The 21,718-nt window shown below is 35.2% G+C and carries 20 protein-coding genes; 11 read left to right on the plus strand and 9 right to left on the minus strand.

Translation table 11 applies throughout. The features are described from left to right. Positions 1-233 precede the first annotated feature (233 nt). The gene (rmuC, locus tag ABWU32_RS03135) at positions 234-1,565 is read left to right on the plus strand and encodes a DNA recombination protein RmuC (protein ID WP_007548651.1); all 1,332 of its coding nucleotides are present in this window, start codon (positions 234-236) and stop codon (positions 1,563-1,565) included. A gap of 36 nt (positions 1,566-1,601) precedes the next feature. Here rmuC and ABWU32_RS03140 read toward each other — a convergent pair whose 3' ends face one another. Continuing rightward, positions 1,602-2,930 carry an IS4-like element ISWosp9 family transposase gene (locus ABWU32_RS03140; protein WP_041573564.1) on the minus strand — a complete coding sequence of 443 codons (1,329 nt, stop codon included), beginning with the start codon at positions 2,928-2,930 and terminating at the stop codon, positions 1,602-1,604. A gap of 97 nt (positions 2,931-3,027) precedes the next feature. On the opposite strand from ABWU32_RS03140, the gene ABWU32_RS03145 reads away from it, so the two are divergent. The 3 genes from ABWU32_RS03145 to argS all read left to right on the plus strand — a co-directional run bounded on the left by ABWU32_RS03145 (position 3,028) and on the right by argS (position 6,527). After that, positions 3,028-3,651 (plus strand): hypothetical protein, encoded by a 624-nt coding sequence (locus tag ABWU32_RS03145; RefSeq protein WP_353278797.1) that lies wholly within the window; start codon positions 3,028-3,030, stop codon positions 3,649-3,651. An 86-nt stretch (positions 3,652-3,737) separates the two neighbouring features. Beyond that, positions 3,738-4,727: a hypothetical protein gene (locus ABWU32_RS03150; protein WP_353278799.1), complete on the plus strand. Its 990-nt coding sequence runs from the start codon at positions 3,738-3,740 to the stop codon at positions 4,725-4,727. 93 nt (positions 4,728-4,820) lie between these two features. After that, positions 4,821-6,527: an arginine--tRNA ligase gene (gene argS, locus ABWU32_RS03155; protein ID WP_015589069.1), complete on the plus strand. Its 1,707-nt coding sequence runs from the start codon at positions 4,821-4,823 to the stop codon at positions 6,525-6,527. A gap of 158 nt (positions 6,528-6,685) precedes the next feature. Here the strand turns inward: argS and ABWU32_RS03160 are convergent, their stop codons facing one another. The 3 genes from ABWU32_RS03160 to ABWU32_RS03170 form a co-directional block, all read right to left on the minus strand. After that, positions 6,686-6,850 (minus strand): IS3 family transposase, encoded by a 165-nt coding sequence (locus ABWU32_RS03160; RefSeq protein WP_081600772.1) that lies wholly within the window; start codon positions 6,848-6,850, stop codon positions 6,686-6,688. Positions 6,851-7,088: 238 nt separating this feature from the next. Continuing rightward, positions 7,089-7,442: an IS3 family transposase gene (locus tag ABWU32_RS03165; protein WP_095866555.1), complete on the minus strand. Its 354-nt coding sequence runs from the start codon at positions 7,440-7,442 to the stop codon at positions 7,089-7,091. Positions 7,443-7,474: 32 nt separating this feature from the next. Beyond that, complete coding sequence (locus tag ABWU32_RS03170; RefSeq protein WP_353278801.1) at positions 7,475-7,720, minus strand: transposase; 246 nt, start codon at positions 7,718-7,720, stop codon at positions 7,475-7,477. Between the two features lie 198 nt (positions 7,721-7,918). Between ABWU32_RS03170 and ABWU32_RS03175 the strand changes: the two genes are divergently transcribed. Next, on the plus strand, positions 7,919-8,062 hold the full coding sequence (locus ABWU32_RS03175) for a hypothetical protein (protein WP_153296793.1): 144 nt from the start codon (positions 7,919-7,921) through the stop codon (positions 8,060-8,062). A 27-nt stretch (positions 8,063-8,089) separates the two neighbouring features. Here ABWU32_RS03175 and ABWU32_RS03180 read toward each other — a convergent pair whose 3' ends face one another. Beyond that, a complete protein-coding gene (locus tag ABWU32_RS03180; protein ID WP_010962676.1) occupies positions 8,090-9,262 on the minus strand; it encodes an NADH-quinone oxidoreductase subunit D in 1,173 nt (390 codons plus the stop codon). A 275-nt stretch (positions 9,263-9,537) separates the two neighbouring features. On the opposite strand from ABWU32_RS03180, the gene ABWU32_RS03185 reads away from it, so the two are divergent. From ABWU32_RS03185 to folD, 5 genes are all read left to right on the plus strand, one after another. Then, positions 9,538-10,716, plus strand: a complete 1,179-nt coding sequence (locus ABWU32_RS03185) for an aspartate aminotransferase family protein (protein ID WP_015589068.1) — start codon at positions 9,538-9,540, stop codon at positions 10,714-10,716. An 88-nt stretch (positions 10,717-10,804) separates the two neighbouring features. After that, on the plus strand, positions 10,805-12,088 hold the full coding sequence (locus ABWU32_RS03190; protein WP_015589067.1) for an HlyC/CorC family transporter: 1,284 nt from the start codon (positions 10,805-10,807) through the stop codon (positions 12,086-12,088). A gap of 13 nt (positions 12,089-12,101) precedes the next feature. Then, a complete protein-coding gene (locus tag ABWU32_RS03195; RefSeq protein WP_010082293.1) occupies positions 12,102-12,368 on the plus strand; it encodes a DUF2312 domain-containing protein in 267 nt (88 codons plus the stop codon). Continuing rightward, the gene (locus ABWU32_RS03200) at positions 12,361-12,936 is read left to right on the plus strand and encodes a UbiX family flavin prenyltransferase (protein WP_006280027.1); all 576 of its coding nucleotides are present in this window, start codon (positions 12,361-12,363) and stop codon (positions 12,934-12,936) included. The genes ABWU32_RS03195 and ABWU32_RS03200 overlap by 8 nt, the downstream gene beginning before the upstream one ends. Further along, on the plus strand, positions 12,920-13,807 hold the full coding sequence (gene folD / locus ABWU32_RS03205; protein WP_141456891.1) for a bifunctional methylenetetrahydrofolate dehydrogenase/methenyltetrahydrofolate cyclohydrolase FolD: 888 nt from the start codon (positions 12,920-12,922) through the stop codon (positions 13,805-13,807). The genes ABWU32_RS03200 and folD overlap by 17 nt, the downstream gene beginning before the upstream one ends. Before the next feature lie 375 nt (positions 13,808-14,182). Here folD and ABWU32_RS03210 read toward each other — a convergent pair whose 3' ends face one another. Further along, positions 14,183-14,494 (minus strand): NUDIX domain-containing protein, encoded by a 312-nt coding sequence (locus ABWU32_RS03210; protein WP_041573519.1) that lies wholly within the window; start codon positions 14,492-14,494, stop codon positions 14,183-14,185. Between the two features lie 1,219 nt (positions 14,495-15,713). Between ABWU32_RS03210 and ABWU32_RS03215 the strand changes: the two genes are divergently transcribed. Further along, positions 15,714-16,802: an IS481-like element ISWpi2 family transposase gene (locus ABWU32_RS03215; RefSeq protein ID WP_015588908.1), complete on the plus strand. Its 1,089-nt coding sequence runs from the start codon at positions 15,714-15,716 to the stop codon at positions 16,800-16,802. Positions 16,803-16,911: 109 nt separating this feature from the next. On the opposite strand, the gene ABWU32_RS03220 is transcribed toward ABWU32_RS03215, so the two are convergent. The 3 genes from ABWU32_RS03220 to ABWU32_RS03230 form a co-directional block, all read right to left on the minus strand. Further along, entirely contained in the window at positions 16,912-18,480 is a 1,569-nt protein-coding gene (locus ABWU32_RS03220) for an ankyrin repeat domain-containing protein (RefSeq protein ID WP_353278803.1), read from the minus strand. Positions 18,481-18,495: 15 nt separating this feature from the next. Further along, complete coding sequence (locus tag ABWU32_RS03225) at positions 18,496-19,353, minus strand: ankyrin repeat domain-containing protein (protein WP_353278805.1); 858 nt, start codon at positions 19,351-19,353, stop codon at positions 18,496-18,498. A gap of 62 nt (positions 19,354-19,415) precedes the next feature. After that, entirely contained in the window at positions 19,416-21,140 is a 1,725-nt protein-coding gene (locus ABWU32_RS03230; RefSeq protein ID WP_353278807.1) for an ankyrin repeat domain-containing protein, read from the minus strand. Between the last annotated feature and the right edge of the window lie 578 nt (positions 21,141-21,718).

Here is a 21,718-nt window from a genome sequence, read left to right on the forward strand (position 1 = left end):
CTCGCTCAACAAACCAGAACTGCCATATTTGAATACATAGAAATCTTTTGTAACAAATAACGTAGACATTCTACTATTAACTATTGCATTCCTGCACAATTTATTCTCATGATAAAAACGTCTTAACTTTCTCTCTACTTTTTCTGGGTAAGGTCACCTCTTTAGGTGCTCCTTTTTTCTTTCTTATACACACAAAAATCATATAGAATTGTAAATACAGCTTTTTTATTCTGATGCTTTTCAATTCTATAGCTCTGGTTGTCTCTCTATTACTATTTTTCTACATTATCGTAAAAAAACTGAGCGAAAAGAAAGCAAACCTTGAGGGTAATTTATGTAAATTAGAGCAAGAACTTCAAGAAACAAAGCAAACTTTGCTTACGAAGAATGAAGAAATAGTTGATTTAAGGGTCAAAAGAGCAGAACTTGAAGTAACTCTGCAAAAAGAACGTGAGGAAAAGAAAAAGGAAATAGAATTACTAACAAAAGCAGAGGAGAGATTAACAAACACTTTTAAAGCGCTCTCTCTTGATGCTTTGCAAACAAATAACAATAATTTTCTGAACTTAGCAAAGGAAGTAATCGATAGTAAATTAAAAGAAACGGAAAGCGATTTCAAAAAAAGACAAGCAACGATCAACGAAGTTGTAACTCCAATAAAAGAAAAATTAGAAAAATTCGATAATGAAATACGTGAGCTAGAAAAGGAGAGGGTAGGGGCCTATGAAGGTTTAAAGGAGCAAATTGGAGCGCTGATGAACCAAACTTCCAACCTTGCTAATGCCCTGAGGAAACCTCACATTAGGGGCAAATGGGGTGAAATGCAACTCAAAAGAGTGGTAGAAATGGCAGGAATGATTGAGTATTGCGATTTTTTTACTCAGCCGTCAGTGATTGATAAAAACGAGGATAATTTATTGCGTCCTGATTTAATAATCAAAATGCCATCTGGAAAGCAAATAATAATAGATGCTAAAGTGCCGCTTGATTCTTACATGGATGCTATATCACAAAATGATTTGCAAATACAAAAGGAGAAATTAAAGAACCATTCCCTGGCAATAAAAAAACACATAAATGACTTGGGTAAAAAAGAGTATTGGAATCAATTTGAAAATACGCCAGAACTTGTGGTGCTTTTCTTAACAGGGGAGGGGGTTTTTAGCGCAGCACTGGAATATGAGCCTGCTTTGATAGAGATTGGAGTGGAAAAAAAAGTGATCATTGCAACACCGATCACTCTAATTGCGTTGCTGAGAGCAATAGCGTATGGATGGAAGCAAGAGATGATAGCTGAAAACGCAAAGAAAATCAGTGAACTAGGTCATATTTTATATGAGCGCATTTGCACAATGGGTGAAAACTTTGATAATTTGCGCAGGAGCTTAAAAAGTGCTGTTGATCATTATAATAAAACTGCTGGCTCTCTTGAAGCAAGGGTGTTTCCTGCTGCTCGAGAATTCAATAAGCTTGGTATACATGCAAAAAATAAAAGTTTAAGTGCTGCAAAGGAATTAGAGTCTTTACCACGCAGTTTACATACTGAGGGGCTGAAAGTAGATTAGGCATCTTAACAGGGAATGTTCAAAAAACCATACGCGTCAAGTTAAGGAATGTAGAGAGCTTAAAGTAGATACCCTGGTCTTCCTATATCTGTCTTTCAAAGAAAACTTTGACCAGATTATAGTAAGCTTTTTTAGAAAAATTTTTAAATTATTGACAATATTGTTTAATATCAAAAAGAGCTCTCTAACCCGCCTTTTCAATTCAATAAATGCCTTTGTTAAACTGAGCTCCGTGTTCTTTTTTAGTTTTACACAGCCAATCATTCCGTGAAATACGAGAATAGCACATAATTTTGCGTATAGCTCGCACAATACTCTAAATGGATTTGTCTTTCCTTTTAGTTTATCAAGATTGATATGACTTTTATATAGTTTAAATAGTAATTCGATTTGCCATCTTACTCTATAAACCGTCAATATTTGTTCAGCATTAATTTTACTCTCTGGAACATTAGTTATAAATATTGACCAATCTAATAACTTTTGATTCTTTTGAGAAGATGTATATCCATGTGACTTTGCTAATTTATTAGCCTTTCTTCTTCTAGCCATAGACTGTTCTTCAGTTAGCTTTTGACATATAATTCTTACCTTAATTTTTACTTCCTTTCCTAATAATACTTCTTTTTCTGAAGATAATTGACCTTCCAAATACTCCAATAGCTCTATTTTTTGATTTGTTTCTATATCATATATATTGGTATCAGACTTATAACGACTAACAAAATATGCACCTGCTTCATCAATCTGTTTAAAAGAACTAGGCACAAAGTAGCCCAAGTCAAATATTAGCAAATCATTGGCTGATAAACCGTTCAGATAATCCCTATAACCTTGATCCGACCTTATTCCTTCCATAAAATTTAACTTATCTAGCGCTTGATTCAGGTAATCAAAGACTAACTGTAGCTTTATTCCTGATTTGGTATTATTCTCACAATCTCTATAGCTACTGCCATATCCTTTGTACATATCTTCCATGCTACTGGGCAGGCTAATGTAGCTGCTATCCAATAATTTAACGCTTCCAAATTGCTGTAAAATTTTGCAATCAATCTGTAGACTTTTTTTAAATAAACACAAAGCTTCGTTATACATTTTTTTCATGAACTCAACTGCTTCTTCACTAAACCTAAAATCTAAACCCTGTTTTGTAATTTCTATCGAGTCTTCATTTAGCAATTGGCACATTGTTTCTATGCTGCAATCATCAACTCCTATGTTACCAAAAACCATAGCTTTTATGAATGATGAGCCATTAAGTTTTCTCTTTCTTTTTATAAAACCTACTGCAATTGATATTTCGTCTGCTTTTTCATTAAAGAATTCATTGAGGTCTTTTGATAAGCAAGCTATTCTGTCCATTGTAAGTTCTCTCATTCATATATCCAAGAGAATTTATACCTTATTATTTTCCTTCACTCTATCAACTTTACTTACACTTTTCCTTAACTTGACGCGTATGGCTTGCATAACTGACCCACGGTACCATCATAACTTTGACCCACGTTGCCATAACCGCTTTGACTCGCGGCATGATGGACTCGAATTAAATATACAGCTTCCCGAATTCGATTTAAATATACCACCTTGTCCTGATACTGTTTGTCCCCCTGCTCCTGCTTGTCCTGCTTGTCCTGATACTGTTTGCCCCCCTGCTCCTGCTTGCCCCCCTGCTCCTGCTTGTCCTGATACTGTTTGCCCCCCTGCTCCTGCTTGCCCCCCTGCTCCTGCTTGTCCTGCTTGTCCCCCTTGTCCACAAGTTAAGCCTGAACCTGAATCTAAAACAATCGTTGATTTTTCAAAGCTTGCAATAACGGTCAACCCAATAACTGATGATATTCTTGATATTGAGACCAGAGAGCCAACAGGCTACAAGTTTAAAGAATGTGCAAAAACTATTCAGAATGCTAAAAACAACCTTCAGGTTATAGATGGTAAACTTGTGGGCAGTTGTGAAAACAATTCTGAATGTGATAAATGTGTAGAAGTAATAAACTCTTCTATATTAGATGCAAAAAGTGCTGAAGCCTTTTTTTCTACCCACAATATGTCAGTGTTAGAAGGCACTGTTCATATTATATAAAAGTAATACAGTGTGTACATTGTTAGTACACACTTCCATCTTATGGTTAATTTTTTAATAATTTTATTTACTAATGGAGATATTTTATGCCAACGAATACTTTTTCTTGTCCGAATCAAAAAAATGCAAATCATGTACGTATATTGCCACTTGATACGTGCTATGTCAGTGATATGTTGAAAATTAATTTGTTCACAAAGTTGGATGATTGTAAAGTCAACAAGGGTAAGTTGATTTATGATAAATGTGGTAAAGATCTTAAGTGTAAGATTGATGATAAGACTATGAATGAACTGAAAGAAAATATTAAGAATGAACTGGAGAAAAGTCTTAAGTTTGAGATTGATGATAAGACTAAGAATGAACTGAAAGAAAATATTAAGAATGAACTGGAGAAAGGTCTTAAGTTTGAGATTGATGATAAGACTAAGAATGAACTGAAAGAAAATATTAAGAATGAACTGGAGAAAGGTCTTAAGTGTGAGATTGATGATAAGACTAAGAATGAACTGAAAGAAAATATTAAGAATGAACTGGAGAAAAGTCTTAAGTTTGAGATTGATGATAAGACTAAGAATGAACTGAAAGAAAATATTAAGAATGAACTGGAGAAAGGTCTTAAGTGTGAGATTGATGATAAGACTATGAATAAACTGAAAGAAAATATTAAGAATGAACTGGAGAAAAGTCTTAAGTTTGAGATTGATGATAAGACTAAGAATGAACTGAAAGAAAATATTAAGAATGAACTGGAGAAAGGTCTTAAGTGTGAGATTGATGATAAGACTATGAATAAACTGAAAGAAAGTATTAAGAATGAACTGAAGAAAGGTCTTAAGTGTGAGATTGATGATAAGACTAAGAATGAACTGAAAGAAAATATTAAGAATGAACTAAAGAAAGAGAAAGAGCCTGATGATGTTAAAGAACCTGATGGTGTTAAAGAACCTGATGATGTTAAAGAACCTGATGATGTTAAAGAACCTGATGATGTTGAAGAGCCTGATGCTGGTAATGATGGTTACAGCAAAGGTATGGCTTTCTCTTACCATGGTTACGGCAACGACTTAATATAAACTCTGATCCAGGAAGATAAAATAGTTAAGATAAACCTTCAACTAGTCCCACTTATTCACTATACTGCTATAGATTTTATAGCAATATAGTGAATGAACATTTTTAAGCAGATTTCCTCTCTAATATTTAGTAAATTGAATGAGTTGAAACAAAGGGGTGTTATAAGCACAAGTGCAGCAAACTTTATCATAGAGCCTCCAAGCAATAGAGTCCATGGAGACATTTACACAAATGTTGCTATGGTGCTTGCAAAGCATGAAAAGAAGAATCCCATTGAAATTGCAGAGGTTTTAGCCAAAGAATTTGAACTTTTTGATGAAGTTGCAAAAGTGGAAATAGCAGGCTCTGGTTTCATCAACATGCACTTAAAAATAGAAGTGTGGCATGGAATTTTAAAACAAATAAATGAGCTAAAAACAGAGTTTGGCACCCTAGATATAGGGAACAATCAGGCCATCAATGTTGAATTTGTATCTGCAAATCCAACTGGTCCACTGCATATTGGTCATGCAAGAGGGGCAGTATTTGGTGACGTTCTGGCAAATTTATTGAAAAAAGTTGGTTATAAAGTTACTAAGGAATACTATATTAATGATGCTGGAGCACAGATAGATACGCTAATTCGGTCAGTGTATTTGCGATATAAAGAAGCTCTGGGAGAAAAAATTAGTGTTGAAAAAGGTTTATACCCAGGTGAATATTTAAAACCGATAGGGGAGGGGCTGGCCAAAAAATATGGCGCAGAGCTTCTAGAAAAGCAAGATAATCAAGTGATTAGAGACTATACTTTAAGTTCTATCTTAGAAATTATAAAGGAAGACATGAACTTACTTGGAGTAAATCATGATGTTTTTACTTCAGAGTATGAGCTACAAAAAAGTGGCAAAATTGAAGAGAGTATAAAGATATTGTCTGACAAGGGTCTAGTGTATGAAGGGTACCTGGAGAAACCAAAAGGCAAAGAAAGCGAAAATTGGACTTCCAGAAAAGAGATGCTATTTCGCTCTACAAAATTTGGTGATGACGTTGACCGTGCATTGAAGAAAGAGGACGGCAGTTGGACTTATTTTGCCTCGGATATCGCTTACCATTTTGATAAGATATCGCGTGGTTTTAACAATATGATCGTAGAGCTTGGTAGTGACCACGGCGGTTATGTCAAAAGACTCAAAGCAGTTGTCTCTGCGCTCAGTGATGATCAAGCAAAAATAGAGGTAAAACTGCATAATATTGTGAATTTTTTCGAGAACGGCAAACCTGTTAAGATGTCCAAAAGATCAGGAAATTTCCTCACAGCAAGGGATGTAGTGGAAGAAGTTGGCAGGGACATAACTCGTTTTATAATGCTAACACGCAAGAATGATATGGTCTTGGACTTTGATTTTGCTAAAGTTAAAGAACAGTCAAAAGACAACCCTATTTTTTACGTGCAATATGCGCATGCTCGTGCTCATTCGTTAATGCGTAATGCTCCAAAAGAGCTCCCAACAGCAGATCCTTCACTTTTAAGGACAGGTGGAGAGCTCTTCCTCATAAAAACCTTAGCAAAGTGGCCAGATGTGGTAGAAATTGCAGCAAGGCTTTGTGAGCCACACAGAATTACTTTCTACTTACTTGAAGTTGCAGAAGCGTTTCACGTTTTATGGGGGTATGGCAAGAGTGATTTAAACATGCGTTTCATACTGGAAGACAACTTAAACCTCACCGCTGCAAGAATGTTTCTCGTGCAAGCCTTAGCGCACGTCATCGCTTCTGGACTTTCTATCTTCAATATAGAGCCTTTGGAAGAGATGAGTTGATTTTTTTATGCAAGATTGTTTTTTCAACGAATAGAGAAGTTGACAAAATTAAGTAAAAATGTTATAGTTTATTGACCTTACCCAGAAAAAGTGGAGAGAAAGTTTGGAATGTTTTTTACAAAAAGAATGATGCATCAAATTGTTCTGGAATGCAATAGTTAATAGTGACGTTGTTTGTTATAAAAAATTTCTATATATTCAAATATAGCAGTTTTGATATGCTGTTTAGAGTGCCGAGAGGTGTCTATTGGTAACTCCCTTTTTAGAGAACTGAAGAAGCTTTCCACAACAGAATTGTCGTAACAACAACCTTTATGACTCATCTATGTTTTTTATGGATAAGAGATATTGATAACCTTGCAAAGTATATTGTGAACCTTGATCACTATGTAATAGTAGATTTTTGGCAGGTTTACGCTTGTTAACGTCCATTAATAAAGAGTCCATAACCAATTGTTTATTTATTGAACTGCTCATTAACTACCATGCGTGAATATAGATCGATTATTGTTGCCAAATATAGCCATCCTTCTTTGGTTTTTATATAAGTAATCCCATACTTTATTTGGTTGATCGACAATAAAGTTTTGGTCTAATATATTGGGAGCTACTGTCCGTTTGTTGTTTCTTAATTTTAAATTTTCTTCTCAATATAGCCTGAATACCATTTTTCTGCATAATACTTTGCACTGTTTTTAAGTTGCAACTTTTACCCAAAGCCTTTAATTCAGCATGAATTTTAGGAGCTCCATATCTACATTTAGAAGCTTGATATATTTTTTGAATATCTGCTAATAACTCTTTATTTGCTGATTCTCTACTGCTTATTTTTCTTGTGGTCCACTTATAGTAGCCACTAGCAGAAAATCCTACATAATTCCTGTACTTTATAGCAGTTACTATATAAAAAAATATTTTACTCTTTTTGACTGGCCAGGGCTTTTTTTTTAATGTCTCTTTCCCTTGTTACTCTTGCTTTGTAAATCAAATCTCTCTTTGTCATAAGGTGCTACATCTGGAAATGCATTTGCCGCTGACTTTTTTTCGTTATATTTCTTCATCCATTTTCCTAATACACTATCCCTTATTCCTAGATCTCTTGCTACTTTTGCAACTGGTTGACTTACCTTTCTTTGTTCATTTGCCAGCTTAACAGCTTCCAATTTGAATTCTGCCGTATATTCTCTTGCCATTTCTAATCCTCCAAAATTTTATTTTACCCGAAAAAACTCCTTTCTTTCTCTCCACTTTTTCTGGGTAAGGTCAGTTTAGCTATAGGCAGCAATTTTCTGTATTTATTTTAAATTGAAGGAAGCTCAAATGAAAGATCATGTTTTGCTAAAAATCACAGAATGCAGTCTAACAGTGAACGGTTACGCTTTTAATCGAAAATGTTGTATAGTACACAATCAATTTTTCTGGATCCAAGTAGTCAAGGCACTGCCTTTGTGTTTGAGGCAAAATCGGCTATAACACTTAACATACTGCCTTTGCAAACAAATGTTCGTACAGTTATGTGTCAGCTACTTGCATGACGCCATTGCCTGAACGGGTACCAATGATTACCTATCAATCTCACCAAAAACTATATCGAGTGAGCCAATAATTGCTGCAACGTCAGCAAGCATGTGTCCTTTTGCCATAAAGTCTAAGGCTTGTAAATGCGCAAAGCCAGGTGCTCTTATTCGGCACCTATAAGGTCTATTGGTACCATCTGAAACTATATACACTCCAAACTCACCTTTTGGTGCCTCAACAACTGCGTAAGCCTCACCTTCTGGTACGTGATATCCTTCTGAATAGAGCTTAAAATGGTGAATCAGAGCTTCCATAGATTTTTTCATCTCTGCTCTTGACGGTGGAGAAATTTTTCTATCTTCAGTTTTTATTTGCCCTTCAGGCATTTTCTCTATGCACTGCTTCACCAAACTGATAGATTGCCTAATCTCTGCCATTCTAACTAGATAACGGTCATAACAGTCGCCATTTTGGCCGATCGGTATATCAAAATCTAGTTGATCATATATCTCATATGGCTGGCTTTTTCGCAAATCCCAAGCAAGCCCAGCAGCGCGCAACATTGGGCCACTAAAGCCCCAATCAAGTGCCTGTTTAATTGATATTTCACTAATTCCTACAGTGCGTTGCTTCCATATCCTATTTTCTGTTAAAAGTTCATCAACATCGTCTATATATTTTGGAAATTGCTCTATAAACTTTGCAATATCCTCAATCAAATCTTCTGGAACATCTGCTGCAATTCCACCTGGCCTGATGTAAGCTGCGTGAAACCTTGCACCTGAAGCTCTTTCGTAAAATTCCAGTATTTTTTCTCTTTCTTCAAAGAGCCATAAAAGAGGGGTCATTGCTCCAACATCAAGTGCTTGAGAAGAAACGTTCAGTAAATGATTTAGTATTCTCGTCAGTTCACAAAACAAGACACGTAAATACTTTGCCCTAATTGGCACTTCACATTGCAACAATTTCTCCACACAAAGTGAATATGCATGCTCTTGTGACATTGGTGATACGTAATCAAGGCGATCAAAATAAGGCAAAGCTTGAAGATACGTTTTATGTTCTATTAATTTTTCAGTACCGCGGTGCAGAAGCCCAATATGGGGATCTGCCCTCTCGATCACTTCACCATCCATCTCTAAAACAAGACGCAACACTCCATGTGCAGCTGGGTGCTGAGGTCCAAAATTTAACATCATTGTCTTTAGATCGGGCATGTCCAGTAGTTTAAGATATTAAAATTGTATAGGCTAAAGTGCGCTCAAAGTCAATAAACTTCTTGCATAGGCTACAACTATCATTCAATAGAAACAAAAACTTTTACAATGGCTAATAAGTGTTGGTAAAACCAAGTCACTTTAGCTATAGAATGACAAAAAAGGTTTGCATTAGCCAAATTTTTAGTTGAAGTAGCATAAGAGGTTAAAGGAAAAGCTTTGTGTTAATGGATTCATTTCAGGTATAGTATAGATAACACCACAATACTTATAAAATGGATCATGTTGTTAATGCGTATAATAGACTTGACACTCCTATAGTTAGGGGAGAAGGGGTATATCTTTTTGATAGAGGTGGTAAAAAATATTTAGATTTTGCTGCAGGTATTTCTACAACTTCTTTAGGGCATTGTCATCCATACATTACAGATAAGCTGAAAGAGCAATTGAGCTCACTATGGCACTGCTCTAACATTTTTACTATTCCCGAGCAAGAAAGGCTTGCCGAGCGTTTAACAACTCTTACTTTTGCAGATAAAGTTTTTTTCTGCTCAAGTGGGCTTGAAGCAACAGAAGCTGCAATTAAGTTTATTCGTCGTTATTTTTACTTGAAAGGGCAAGCAAAACGTAATCGTATTATTACAATTGAAGGAGGGTTTCATGGCCGCAGTATTGCTGCAATTTCTGCTGGAGGCAGTGAAAAATCACGCGAAGGTTTTGCTCCGCTTCTTTCTGGTTTTGATAAAGTGCCAAGAAATGACATTAAAGCTTTGGAGAAAAAAATCAGCGATGAGACAGCTGCTGTGTTTTTAGAGCCCATACAAAGTGAAGGTGGAGTATATCCACTAGACGTAGAATATCTTCAAAAAGTAAGGGAAATAACAAAAGCTCAAGGAATAATTTTGTGCTTTGATGAAGTGCAGTGCGGATATGGACGCATCGGTTCTTTATTTCATTATCAAAATGTCGGCATTGAACCTGATATGCTAACCTGTGCGAAGGCTATGGGTAACGGTTTTCCTGTAGCTGCATGTTTAGTGAAAGATTATATAGCAGAAGCAATTACTCCAGGAACTCATGGATCAACCTATGGTGGCAATCCACTTGCCATGACTGTTGGTAATGCAGTGCTCGATATAATGCTAAAAGAAGGCTTTTTTGATCATGTTAAAAGAATTAGTAAATATTTAAAAGAAAAGCTGTTGCTTTTAGCTAAAGAATTTCCTGAGATGATTTTAGAAGTTCGTGGAGAAGGGTTACTAATGGGAATAGAACTAGCAACTCTTGTAGCTGATAAAATTATTAGTCGATCTCTTGATAAAGGTTTAATAATAACTAGGGTTTTAAACAACAAAGTAGTAAGGGTAACCCCACCACTTATCATTGAGGATGAGCATGTGAACGCAGCGTGTAATATGCTTTATGATTTGTTTTTTAAGATTAAAGGTATATAAAATTCGGCAATATAAATTCAGGCTTGCAAATGCCTCTCATAACATGTAAAATTAATTTTATTTTTTATCACAATAACATCGTACTTTAATGGATTGGTTATTGGTCTTAGTATCATCAGCAATTTTTGTTTTGTTAGTTTTATCGTTTTTGTTCTCAGGAGCAGAAATAGGCTTAACCTCAATTAGCCGTTCTCGAGTTAATAAGCTAAAGCTAGACGGTAACAAAAAAGCCAGGGTAATAGATCGCTTATTAAATAGGAAAGAATTGACAATAGGAACGGTATTGCTCGGCAATACAATTATTAATATTACTTGCTCTGCTTTATTTACAGCAATATTTATCAATCTTTTTGGAAATGAGGGCATTCTCCTATCAACAATTATAATGACATTTTGTATTTTATTGTTCTGCGAAGTTCTACCAAAAACTTATGCTATTCAAAATCCTGAAAAATTTGCATCATTTTCTGCTTATTTTGTATTGTTTTTTGTAAAGATTTTTTCTCCATTGACACTAGGTATTCAATTTATTGTTAACCTCATCCTAAAATTATGTGGGCTGCATAAAGATAAGGAAGTGATATCTGCAGCGGATGCAATGCGTAATATGATTACTCTTCACCGCAGTGAAGGAACTATGTTGCAACAGGATTTAGATATGCTAAGCAGCATACTTGATTTGGCTGAGACAGAGATATCACAAATTATGACCCATAGAAGAAACCTATTTTCTCTTGATATAGATCGGAATAAAGAAGAGTTAATAAGAGAGATTTTAACCAGCAGTCACAGTAGAGTACCTTTATGGCAGAAGGAACCAGATAACATTGTAGGTGTAATTCACGTGAAAGCTCTAATAAATGCTTTGCGTGAAAAGAATAATAAAGCGGAAGGAGTTGACATTACCCAAGTTATGTCAAGGCCTTGGTTCATACCAGAAAGTACACCGCTCAGCGTGCAACTTCACAACTTCCGTAAGAACAGGAAACACCTTGCATTTGTTATTGATGAGTATGGAGCACTGCAGGGAATTGTAACTCTTGAGGATATACTGGAAGAAATAGTTGGAGAAATTTCGGATGAACATGATTTGATTACGGAGAATTTTATAAAGAAAATATCTGATAATATGTATCACATAGAAGGAAAATCTACTATTAGGGACATTAACAGGCAGTTATACTGGAATCTCCCTGATGAAGAAGCTACAACTCTAGCAGGTATGATTGTGAATGAAATAGAGCGCATTCCTGACGAAGGCGAGGAGTTTTCCATGTATGGTTTTCGCTTTAAGATTTTAAAAAAAGATAAAAATATTATTACTGTTGTTGAAGTGCAAGTAAAAACTGGTAATATTAGTGGCAGCAATTAATTAGTGGAGTTTCATGGAAGATACAGTAAAAATAACGGCTGAAGAGTTGAAGGGTTACATAGAGAGAATCGAAAAACTTGAACAAGAAAAGAGGGATGTGCAAGATCACATTCGTGATGTATATGCAAAAGCCGCAGATGAAGGTTGGGATATAAAAGTGATGAAACAAATTATTAGGCTGAGGAAGATGGATGATGATGACAGAGAGGAACAAGAAATATTGCTTGATACCTATAAACGTGCATTGGGAATGAGCTACGAAGAAGAGTTAAGTGAATAGCAGAATTGTAATTGGAATAAGTGGAGCATCTGGTTCTATTTACGGTGTGCGTATTTTAGAAGCGTTGAAAGACGTCGATTATGAAACTCATTTAGTGATAAGTCGTGCTGGGAAAATAACTTTAGCTCACGAGATTAAAGAAAAACTTGAAGATATTACATCACTTGCAGATTTTTACTATTCTGAAGAAAAGATTGGAGAAAAAATAGCAAGCGGCTCATTTAAAACCTCAGGGATGATTGTAGCACCATGCTCTATGAAGACAATGTCTGAAATCGCATCAGGTGTTACTTCCAATCTATTGACAAGGGCTGCAGATGTAACGCTAAAAGAAAGAAGAAAGTTAGTTCTTATGGTGCGAGAGTCACCACTGCATCTTGGGCATTTACAAAATATGTTAAAATTAACGGAGATGGGAGCAATTATTGCTCCACCAGTACCAGCTTTTTATATTAAACCAAAATCGTTGGATGATATTATTAATCATTCTGTTGGCAAAGTATTGGATTTATTTGATATCAAATTACCCGACTTTAAGGAGTGGCAAGGAAGTGACAATTATTATTGATGGTAAAAAAATAGCAAACGACCTATGTGAGAGGCTATCACAAAAAATTGATATTTTAAAGAGAGAGTATAACATTTTTCCTTGCCTGAAAGTAATTCTCGTGGGCAGCAATCCAGCAAGTCAGGTTTATGTTCGCAACAAACAGAAAAAAGCAGAATCAATAGGCATAAGTTCTGAGACCATTGTTTTGCCTGATAATATTTCAGAAGATGAATTAATTGAAAAAATCAATGAATTAAATGAAGATCCATCTGTGCATGGCATTTTAGTGCAATTGCCTTTACCAAATCATATTAGTGCAAGCAGAGTAATTAACACAGTAAGTGTTGAAAAAGATGTAGATGGCTTTCATGATGAAAACGTTGGCAAATTAGTTAAAGGTGAAAAAAACTGCCTTATACCTTGCACTCCTAAAGGTTCTTTGCATTTAATTAAGTCAATTGAAGAGAACCTTTCCGGTAAAAACGCAGTGGTAATTGGTAGGTCAAATATCGTGGGCAAGCCAATGTTTTACCTGCTATTGCAAGAAAACTGCACTGTCACCATCTTGCATTCACAAAGCAAAGATTTAGCTGAATATTGCTCTAAAGCGGATATAGTAGTTGCAGCAGTCGGAAAGCCAAATTTTGTTCAAGCAGACTGGATAAAGAAAGGTGCAATAGTGATCGATGTTGGCATAAATAGCGTTAACGTAGGAGAACAAAGTAAGCTCGTAGGTGATGTTGACTTCGGGGGAATAAAAGAAAAAGTCAAAGCTATTACCCCAGTACCCGGGGGCGTTGGCCCAATGACCATTGCATTTCTAATGATGAACACTGTTATTGCTGCTTGCTTGCAGAAGGGAGTTGATGCTTCTAATTTCATTAGTTGAGGTATGAAGAGGAAGCTGTATGAAGATAGAATGTACCACATCTCACAATTAATAAAAAATTGAGATTTTTGAAATTCCTCGGTAGTCAAATTTATTAAATATTTAGGATCATCATCTATTCTTTTTTCTCTACAAGTATAGCTAAAGTGGCTTAGGTTTACCTACAATTTGAAAAACAACAAATTCGTCATTCCGCTACTCGTTAGCGGAATCTATGCTGAGATACCGCGGCGGTATGACGTAGGGAAACCTTTCTTGGGTTAGCTATAGTTAGTGGAATTGCAAAGTTTCTAGGCATAAAAAGCTTTGAACCTAATATATGAGCCAAACTTGATTTTCCAACCGTAGATACACCTGTAATAAAAATAATAGTCTTCATTTTATGAATTTACTTGCTATATGAACTATCGGAGAAATTTTTTTATAGTTTATAGTATCTATACTTTGCCATATACAACCATCAGAATCTTTTCCATCAGATTCTCGCTTTATTTCTCCTATGATTTCAATTTTGTATAAAACTGCTATATGTTTTAGACATTTATTTACATTGTCTTCATTATAATGATATAGGCTAGTAACTGTTTGGATTTGGTCGTATTGTTTCACTAAACAACCTGTTTCTTCTCTAATTTCTCTTACAAGTGCCTCTTCAAGCGTTTCAGCAATTTCTACCTGGTAAATCAAACAACCCTTTATAAGGACCTCGACTTTTTTTCACCAAAACTATACTTTTAGGTTTTAAAATTAAACCGTATACGCCTAAGTGAGAGTGATAAATAATATCATCTTTCATTAAATCAAAAATATTAGAGTTAATATAATAATTTAAAAAATCAATTATACAAAATAATGTATTATAAATACAATTACTCAATATAAAAATTCCACTTAACAAATTTATAAAAGTATAGCTTCTACGTCATACCGTCACGGTATCTCTTAGCATAGATCCTGCTAACAAGTAGCGGGATACTTAACCGTCATACCGCCGCGGTATCTCTTAGCCGCTAACACGTAGCGGTATGACGATTGTCGTTTAACTATAAATATTTAAGAAATTTACCAAATGAAAAAAAAGGCAAAAGAAACCCCGTAGTGCGAGTTTTGACTCTCTAATACTTTAAATTGGCGCTATAATAATGTGCTGACGCTTAGTTTAAGCGCGATTTGGCTGAATGTAGAAAAATTTTAAAAGACATGCAGCCGCTATAATGTTATGTAATCCGCCAAAAGATACCCTGAGTTTTTTACTGAATTTTGTCATTGAGCCTGCAGGTCAAAAACAAGTTTTGAGTCATAAATACCCTTAATGCCATGACGTGTATAATAATGTTACAAAAAATAATATCATAGAATTCAATAGGATAATCCCTAGAGAATTACTCATCTACAAAAAGCCAAATCGTGTTAATGCTGTTTAGATGTAAAAGATAAGCTAAATCTTTACAGGGAATTTAAAACAGTAGAATACCTTTGATTGAAAAAAAGAACCAAACTAGGCAACTTAACCGGTTTGCTATTTCAACTACTACAACTAAATCAATAAATCTTAATAGGGGGAAAAACATCATGAGTGCGCCAAGAAGTGCGTAAAGTTCAGTTGGTGAAAATCCAACCCAGGCAAAGCCTAGCCAGCAACCTGGAACGAACCATTATGCTGCGTAAGGTGACGAGCGTAGTAAAGCTAGTGGAAGGTGTAAAAGACAAGATTTGATCTGACAGAGAAGAATTAATTGACAGAAGAATTGAGGTAGTCAAAACTAATATCAGGCTCTTGTGTAATGCTACTAATATTTTTCTGAAAAGCAATATATTTGCTATCAAGAAAAGTGTATTAAATAAGACTTGACCTGACACTTTAAAAAAGTAAGTTAAAAATAATAAAAATAAAGGAGTGTTAGATATGAGTACAATACAGACAAAAATATTAAAACCAAAGCTAGGATTATTAGAACTAGCAAAACAACTAGGAAATGTGTCTCAAGCATGCAAAGTGATGGGATACTCAAGAGATACATTTTATCGCTTTAAGGAGTTATATGAAAATGGAGGAGAGGAAGCATTACATGAAATAAGTAAGAAAAAACCGCTATTAGCAAACAGAGTTTCCGACGATATAGAAAGAGCAGTGATTGGTATAGCAACAGAATTTCCAGCATATGGGCAAGAAAGAGCTGCAAATGAACTGAGAAAAAGAGGTATAATAATTTCTCAGGGAGGAGTAAGGTCTGTATGGCTAAGAAATGACCTTGAAACTCTCAAAAAGAGACTTAAAGCACTAGAGACAAAAGTAGCTCAAGACGGAATCATTTTAACTGAAGAACAACTTGCAGCTTTAGAAAAAGTGAAAGAACAAAGGGAAGCTCATGGTGAAATTGAGACGCAACATCCAGGTTATTTGGGTTCTCAAGATACCTATTATGTGGGCAATATCAAAGGTATAGGGCGCATTTATCAGCAAACTTTTGTTGATACTTATTCCAGAGTTGCAATGGTTAAACTTTACACGGACAGAACAGCTATTACAGCTGCAGATCTTCTCAACGATAGAGTTATTCCATTTTTTGATGAGCAGAAAATTCCATTATTACGCATTTTAACTGATAGGGGTACGGAGTACTGTGGCAAGCCCGAAAATCACGCTTATCAGCTTTATTTGGGCATAGAAAACATCGATCATTCTAGAACTAAAGCCAACTCTCCACAGACTAATGGCATATGTAAAAGGTTTCATAGAACCATGCAAGATGAGTGTTACAATATCATCTTTAGAAAGAAAATCTACAGTTCTTTGGAAGATCTACAGATTGATGTTGATCATTGGTTGCGTTCTTATAATGAGACAAGACCTCACTCGGGTAAATATTGCTATGGCAAAACGCCTATGCAAACTTTTCTTGATAGCAAATATATTGCTTTTCAGAAAAATATTAGTAGCATTACACAAGAGCCTGATATTAGTTTTGACTACCTCAATTCTTCTGTCAGTTAATTCTTGTCTGTCAGATCAAATCTTGTCTTTTACAGGCTGAACAGATACAAATAAGACAAATTTCTCAAAAAATCTTTTAAAATGTTAACTTAACATCACCATCACTTCATTATAGAGAACGGCCTACTGTTTCTTCAAGACTTGAAGCTTTTCTCATTTTTTCGCGCTTTGCCCAAGGGCCCACTTTTGTTGCATCAGATTGACTAATTGTTTCAGAACGAATCAACTCTCCAGATCTAGTAAAAAAACCTCGTTCAATAGCATCACGTACTGAACACCCACCAAGCAAACATTTTTCCCCTATTCGTTCCTCACAATTCTGTAATTTTTTCCACTTTTCTTGATCTTCTACTTCTACCTTTATTAGATTTTGCTTATCAGGGTATAATCTCACTTCCAACTCTCCCAAGCCAGTATCGAAAGTCAATACTATATTACTACCATCTGCTAGGCCTACATAATTCCTTATAGCGTTTTCCGTTATAATTTCTACCTCACTCTTACCTATCTTTATTATATTTCTTCCGTATTGTACACCTTCCTGAGTGATACCTAAACCCCTTGCTCCATTTGTAATCTTTGCAACATCTACTTTACTATCCTGTGAATATTCAAGACAGAGAGTAGAGTTGTCGATTTTTACGTCTCTTACCTTACCACTTGTTGCGCTTTGAACGATTGTTATGAAATCTAAAGCACGATTCTCATAATCTGCATAAGCGTTTTTCATATTAGCTTTGTGGCTTTCAAACTCTTCCAGTTCGTCAATTACATATATACTGCTTATGTTGTACAAAATTGCCCCTTTTGATATCAATTGACATACTATACCACTAGCAACCTCTATATTCCTTGAACCTTCGGAACTCTTTCTTAATTCACTAATCTTTCTTATCACAAAATCTGTAAAACTATATTCCTTTTCATATACCTTTCCGTATATACTACCCTGGTTAGGAAAGTTCAGCCTTACCCCAAGTTCTATAGCTTCGTTTACAACGCGTTTTAACTCATCTATATCTTTGGATTTATTTACCCTACCCAAAAATATTTTCAACTTTTCCGACTGATCTAATATTAAATCATCCCATAGAGTTCTAAGCTTAGGCAAACGTTTTTTGTCCTTCCACTCTTCGTAATCAATCGCTCCTGCTTCTAGCAGCAACTTTTTTGCTTCTTTGAAATGAGTTTCATTACCATAACAAGCCTCCCTAATCTTTTGAAAAACTCGAGACTTTCCTTCGCAATCACGGAGATTGAGAATCTCTTTAAGACCTTCATTTCCTTTGTGCTGATTGAAAAACTTTCTTAGTCGATTAGTGTTAAAGCTATGACCGCAAACACCTTCTAAATCATTTTTTGCTTCCAATTGCTCCTGAGTTAAAAAGATCTGTTCTAAAAGATTCACTTCAAAAGGTTTTTTGTTAATAATTACAATGTCTAGAGGAGTTTTTCCTTGTCTGTCAGGTTGACTACGTGCTCCTTTTTTCAGAAGCAAAGGTATATTTAAAGTATTATAATAAGCAGCATAGTGCAAAGGTGTTTGCCCTTCACTGTTAACTATGTTAGGATCAGCACCAGATTTTAAAAGTAAAGTCATAAATGCACTAACTGCACAACCTATGTCTTTTTCCACTGCTAAATACTCCATACCTTGTATTACATGTAGTATTGTCAATTTGGATTCTCCCCTTTAAAGATTGAGAACAGCTTTTAGATCATCACCTTTGTTATCGTGTAAAAAGTCCTCAAACCTTGTAATGTCACAAAATGGAAAGTCTGTAAGAAGATTTAACAGTGCCTTATTCAAATTTTTTTGGTTATCTTTTAAATCAGGTACGTTGAAAGACCAATCAGATATTAAATTTTTGAATTTTTCCCTTTTAATAATAGAGGTCAAAGAGCTGTTATCACTAAGCAGCAACGAGTATTTAATTGACTCATACTTATCATCTACCCGCCCCTCCTTCTGTTCTACCTTTACCTCCTTTAAATACTCTGTATCATCATCTTTAATGCGTTTAGCTAGATCCTTTAAAAATTCAATATCTCTGTTTTCCAGTAAAGGGAATGCTCCCTTCTTCATGAGAATCGAGACCATTTGTGTACTTCGTCCAGCTAAGTATAATGGAGTGCGCCGTTTTTCATCTAACGCATTAACATCAGCCCCATTGTTTATAAGATACTCTACTATTTTTATTTTTTGGCTCAAGACAGCATGATGTAGAGGAGTGCTTCCGTCATTATACTTCTTATTAACACTTGCTCCATTTTTTATTAGGATCTCTACCATTCTTGTGTTCCCTTGTGAGATAGCATAATATAATGGATCACGATTGTACGCATCAATTGTGTTAACATCAGCTCCTCCTTTTATAAGGGTTTCTACCATTTGTTTGTTGTTTTTTAAAACAGCAAAACTTAATTGGCACAATGTACCTGGATCTACTTGTTTTAATCTCTCTTCTATTTTACTAACTACATTACTCTTACTTAAACCAACATCAGCGTTAGCAGTACTTAATACTTCCTGCAATTTATTCAATTCCATAACTCCACCTCGGTTAAAAATACTACGCACCATTTTTACACGCATGACATAAAATGCAAGAACTAATATGACATGCAACATTCGTCCTTAGGCATTTGAGGTAAGCTTTGCCTATTCACTTCACATTCATTTAGCCTACTACTAGGCTTTAATACTGCATATGTAATGCCACCAGCAATGGCCCCAACAATCAATGCAGCAGTAGCTGATATTGATAAACTAAGATGAATAGCAATACATCCAATAGCTACACTTGTCAACATGGTCATTATGCCTACACAGAAACTGGTCTTTATTGCTCTATTAGTTATAGTTAGGTGTTTATTTTCTGTCACTTTTTGATACTGTATCACATTTTTATTGTCAGCCAGACTTCCCGAGGTTTTGGGACACTCCCTTACTCGAAGACTAAGATACTTAACTATATCTTTGTAACCATTGGAATCCGCCAAATCGGAAGGAGTCTCACATCTAAAGTTTTTTACATCAATAGTAGCCTTTTCTTCCTCTACAAGATATTCAACTATATCGTAGCGATTCATTCTAGCAGCTTCATGTAATGGAGTATCGCCATTTTTTTTGCTTACTACATTAACATCAGATCCCTTTTCTAACAGAGCTTTAACTATGCCTAAATAGCCCACCTCACAAGCAATATGCAAAGCAGTGCATCCTTCTTCGTTTCGTGCTTCAAAACTAGCTCCTTTGTCTAACAAAAATTGAACTACTTTCAAACGACCACATCCAGCAGCTTCATTTAAAGCAGTATCGCCGTCATAGTTTGTTGCATTAATATCAGTACCTTTGTCTAATAGAGCTTTAACGATTTCTAAGTAACCCTTTCGAGCAGCAATATGCAAGACACATTTGAAACTATTCTTTCGTATGTCAGCATTATTCATTTTGCCCAATAAAAACTGAACTATTTTCAAGTTTCCCCCTATAGCAGCACAATGCAAAGCAGTGCAGTCTTGATAACCTCGTATCTCAAAACTAGCACCTCTTTTTAACAGAAATTGAACTACTTCTAATTTGCCTGCTTCAGCAGCAATATGTAAGGCAGTGTCACCATTATATTTTTGCGCATCAACATCAGTACCATTATCTAGCAGAAATTGAACTACGTTTAAGTGACCCATCTGAGCAGCGACATGCAGCGCAGTAGCGCCTTCATCGTCTATTACCTTAAAACTAGCACCTCTTTTTAACAGAAATTGAACTACTTCTAATTTGCCTGCTTCAGCAGCAATATGTAAGGCAGTGTCACCATTATATTTTTGCGCATCAACATCAGTACCATTATCTAGCAGAAATTGAACTACGTTTAAGTGACCCATCTGAGCAGCAATATGCAGCGTAGTAGCGCCTTCATTGTTTTTTACCTCAACAGTAGCCCCTTTTTCTAACAGGGCTTCAACGATTACGAAGTGGCCCTTGCTAGCAGCAAAATGCAAAGGCGTGTTACCATCGTTGTCTTCTGTCTCAACGCTAGCTCCTTTGTTTAATAGATCTTGAACTTTCTCTAAGGAACCATGAAAAGCAAAATTAAGTAAGTCAGTATGTATATTACTTTCGTGTACACAATGCTCATCTGTTTTTAAGTGACTATCGAGCGTAGCTAAATATGAATACGTAATATTTTGATTAACTTGATAAATTGGTATTGTCTGTGTTGCATAAAAACCTTGTTCTTTTGACCGCTTTTCTATTCCATCAACCATACTGTTCTCTTCTAAATCTGCTTGAATATTTATTGGATTAGATACTTCTTCCAATTGATTACCCATAACACTACCTTAACTTAAAAACTTATGTTTTAATTATTACACAATTATTATAATTAGCAATAGTTTTATATTTTTTCAGAATTACAAATTTATTGTATTCAGATATAGGAAAATACCTTTTGTCTCTAAAAAACATTGCAACCAAGTATTACAAAGATTTCAATTATTTACTTCTTCAAAGATCCCAAAAAGATCGTATCTTTGTGAGAACAAGCTACGTAAAAGTAGGGTTATGAAAATAGGAACTTGCAATCTTTGCAACAAAGTCAGGGAAATTAGTTCGTATGTGGATTTAGCGAAAGTGAGCCAATGTAGCTGGTTTTGGCATATAATAAAATTATAATATAAAAAAGTTCGCACAGATCATTTGGTAGACCATGCCATCCCAAGAAAAACACTTCTCACCGCCCTTGGTTTTGAGTGGTAGAAATGGTTATATTATTTAATTCATTAGCAATATATAATATTAAATTAATAGTAATTCATTTGACAATAAGTATTAAGATAAACTTATAAAAAACAGAATTTAAAATAAACAAAACGTCATGTATCTCTCATATTAAGAGGCTTTTGTTGAG

The sequence above is a fragment of the Wolbachia endosymbiont (group A) of Udea olivalis genome (assembly GCF_964028365.1).
GTDB classification, from domain to species: domain Bacteria; phylum Pseudomonadota; class Alphaproteobacteria; order Rickettsiales; family Anaplasmataceae; genus Wolbachia; species Wolbachia pipientis.

Coding starts and splice junctions, on each gene's coding strand:
- rmuC (WP_007548651.1), top strand. CDS start 234: ATGCTTTTCAATTCTATAGCTCTGGTTGTCTCTCTATTACTATTTTTC.
- ABWU32_RS03140 (WP_041573564.1), bottom strand. CDS start 2,930: ATGGACAGAATAGCTTGCTTATCAAAAGACCTCAATGAATTCTTTAAT.
- ABWU32_RS03145 (WP_353278797.1), top strand. CDS start 3,028: ATGGCTTGCATAACTGACCCACGGTACCATCATAACTTTGACCCACGT.
- ABWU32_RS03150 (WP_353278799.1), top strand. CDS start 3,738: ATGCCAACGAATACTTTTTCTTGTCCGAATCAAAAAAATGCAAATCAT.
- argS (WP_015589069.1), top strand. CDS start 4,821: ATGAACATTTTTAAGCAGATTTCCTCTCTAATATTTAGTAAATTGAAT.
- ABWU32_RS03160 (WP_081600772.1), bottom strand. CDS start 6,850: ATGAGTCATAAAGGTTGTTGTTACGACAATTCTGTTGTGGAAAGCTTC.
- ABWU32_RS03170 (WP_353278801.1), bottom strand. CDS start 7,720: ATGGCAAGAGAATATACGGCAGAATTCAAATTGGAAGCTGTTAAGCTG.
- ABWU32_RS03175 (WP_153296793.1), top strand. CDS start 7,919: ATGTTGTATAGTACACAATCAATTTTTCTGGATCCAAGTAGTCAAGGC.
- ABWU32_RS03180 (WP_010962676.1), bottom strand. CDS start 9,262: ATGCCCGATCTAAAGACAATGATGTTAAATTTTGGACCTCAGCACCCA.
- ABWU32_RS03185 (WP_015589068.1), top strand. CDS start 9,538: ATGGATCATGTTGTTAATGCGTATAATAGACTTGACACTCCTATAGTT.
- ABWU32_RS03190 (WP_015589067.1), top strand. CDS start 10,805: ATGGATTGGTTATTGGTCTTAGTATCATCAGCAATTTTTGTTTTGTTA.
- ABWU32_RS03195 (WP_010082293.1), top strand. CDS start 12,102: ATGGAAGATACAGTAAAAATAACGGCTGAAGAGTTGAAGGGTTACATA.
- ABWU32_RS03215 (WP_015588908.1), top strand. CDS start 15,714: ATGAGTACAATACAGACAAAAATATTAAAACCAAAGCTAGGATTATTA.
- ABWU32_RS03225 (WP_353278805.1), bottom strand. CDS start 19,353: ATGGAATTGAATAAATTGCAGGAAGTATTAAGTACTGCTAACGCTGAT.
- ABWU32_RS03230 (WP_353278807.1), bottom strand. CDS start 21,140: ATGGGTAATCAATTGGAAGAAGTATCTAATCCAATAAATATTCAAGCA.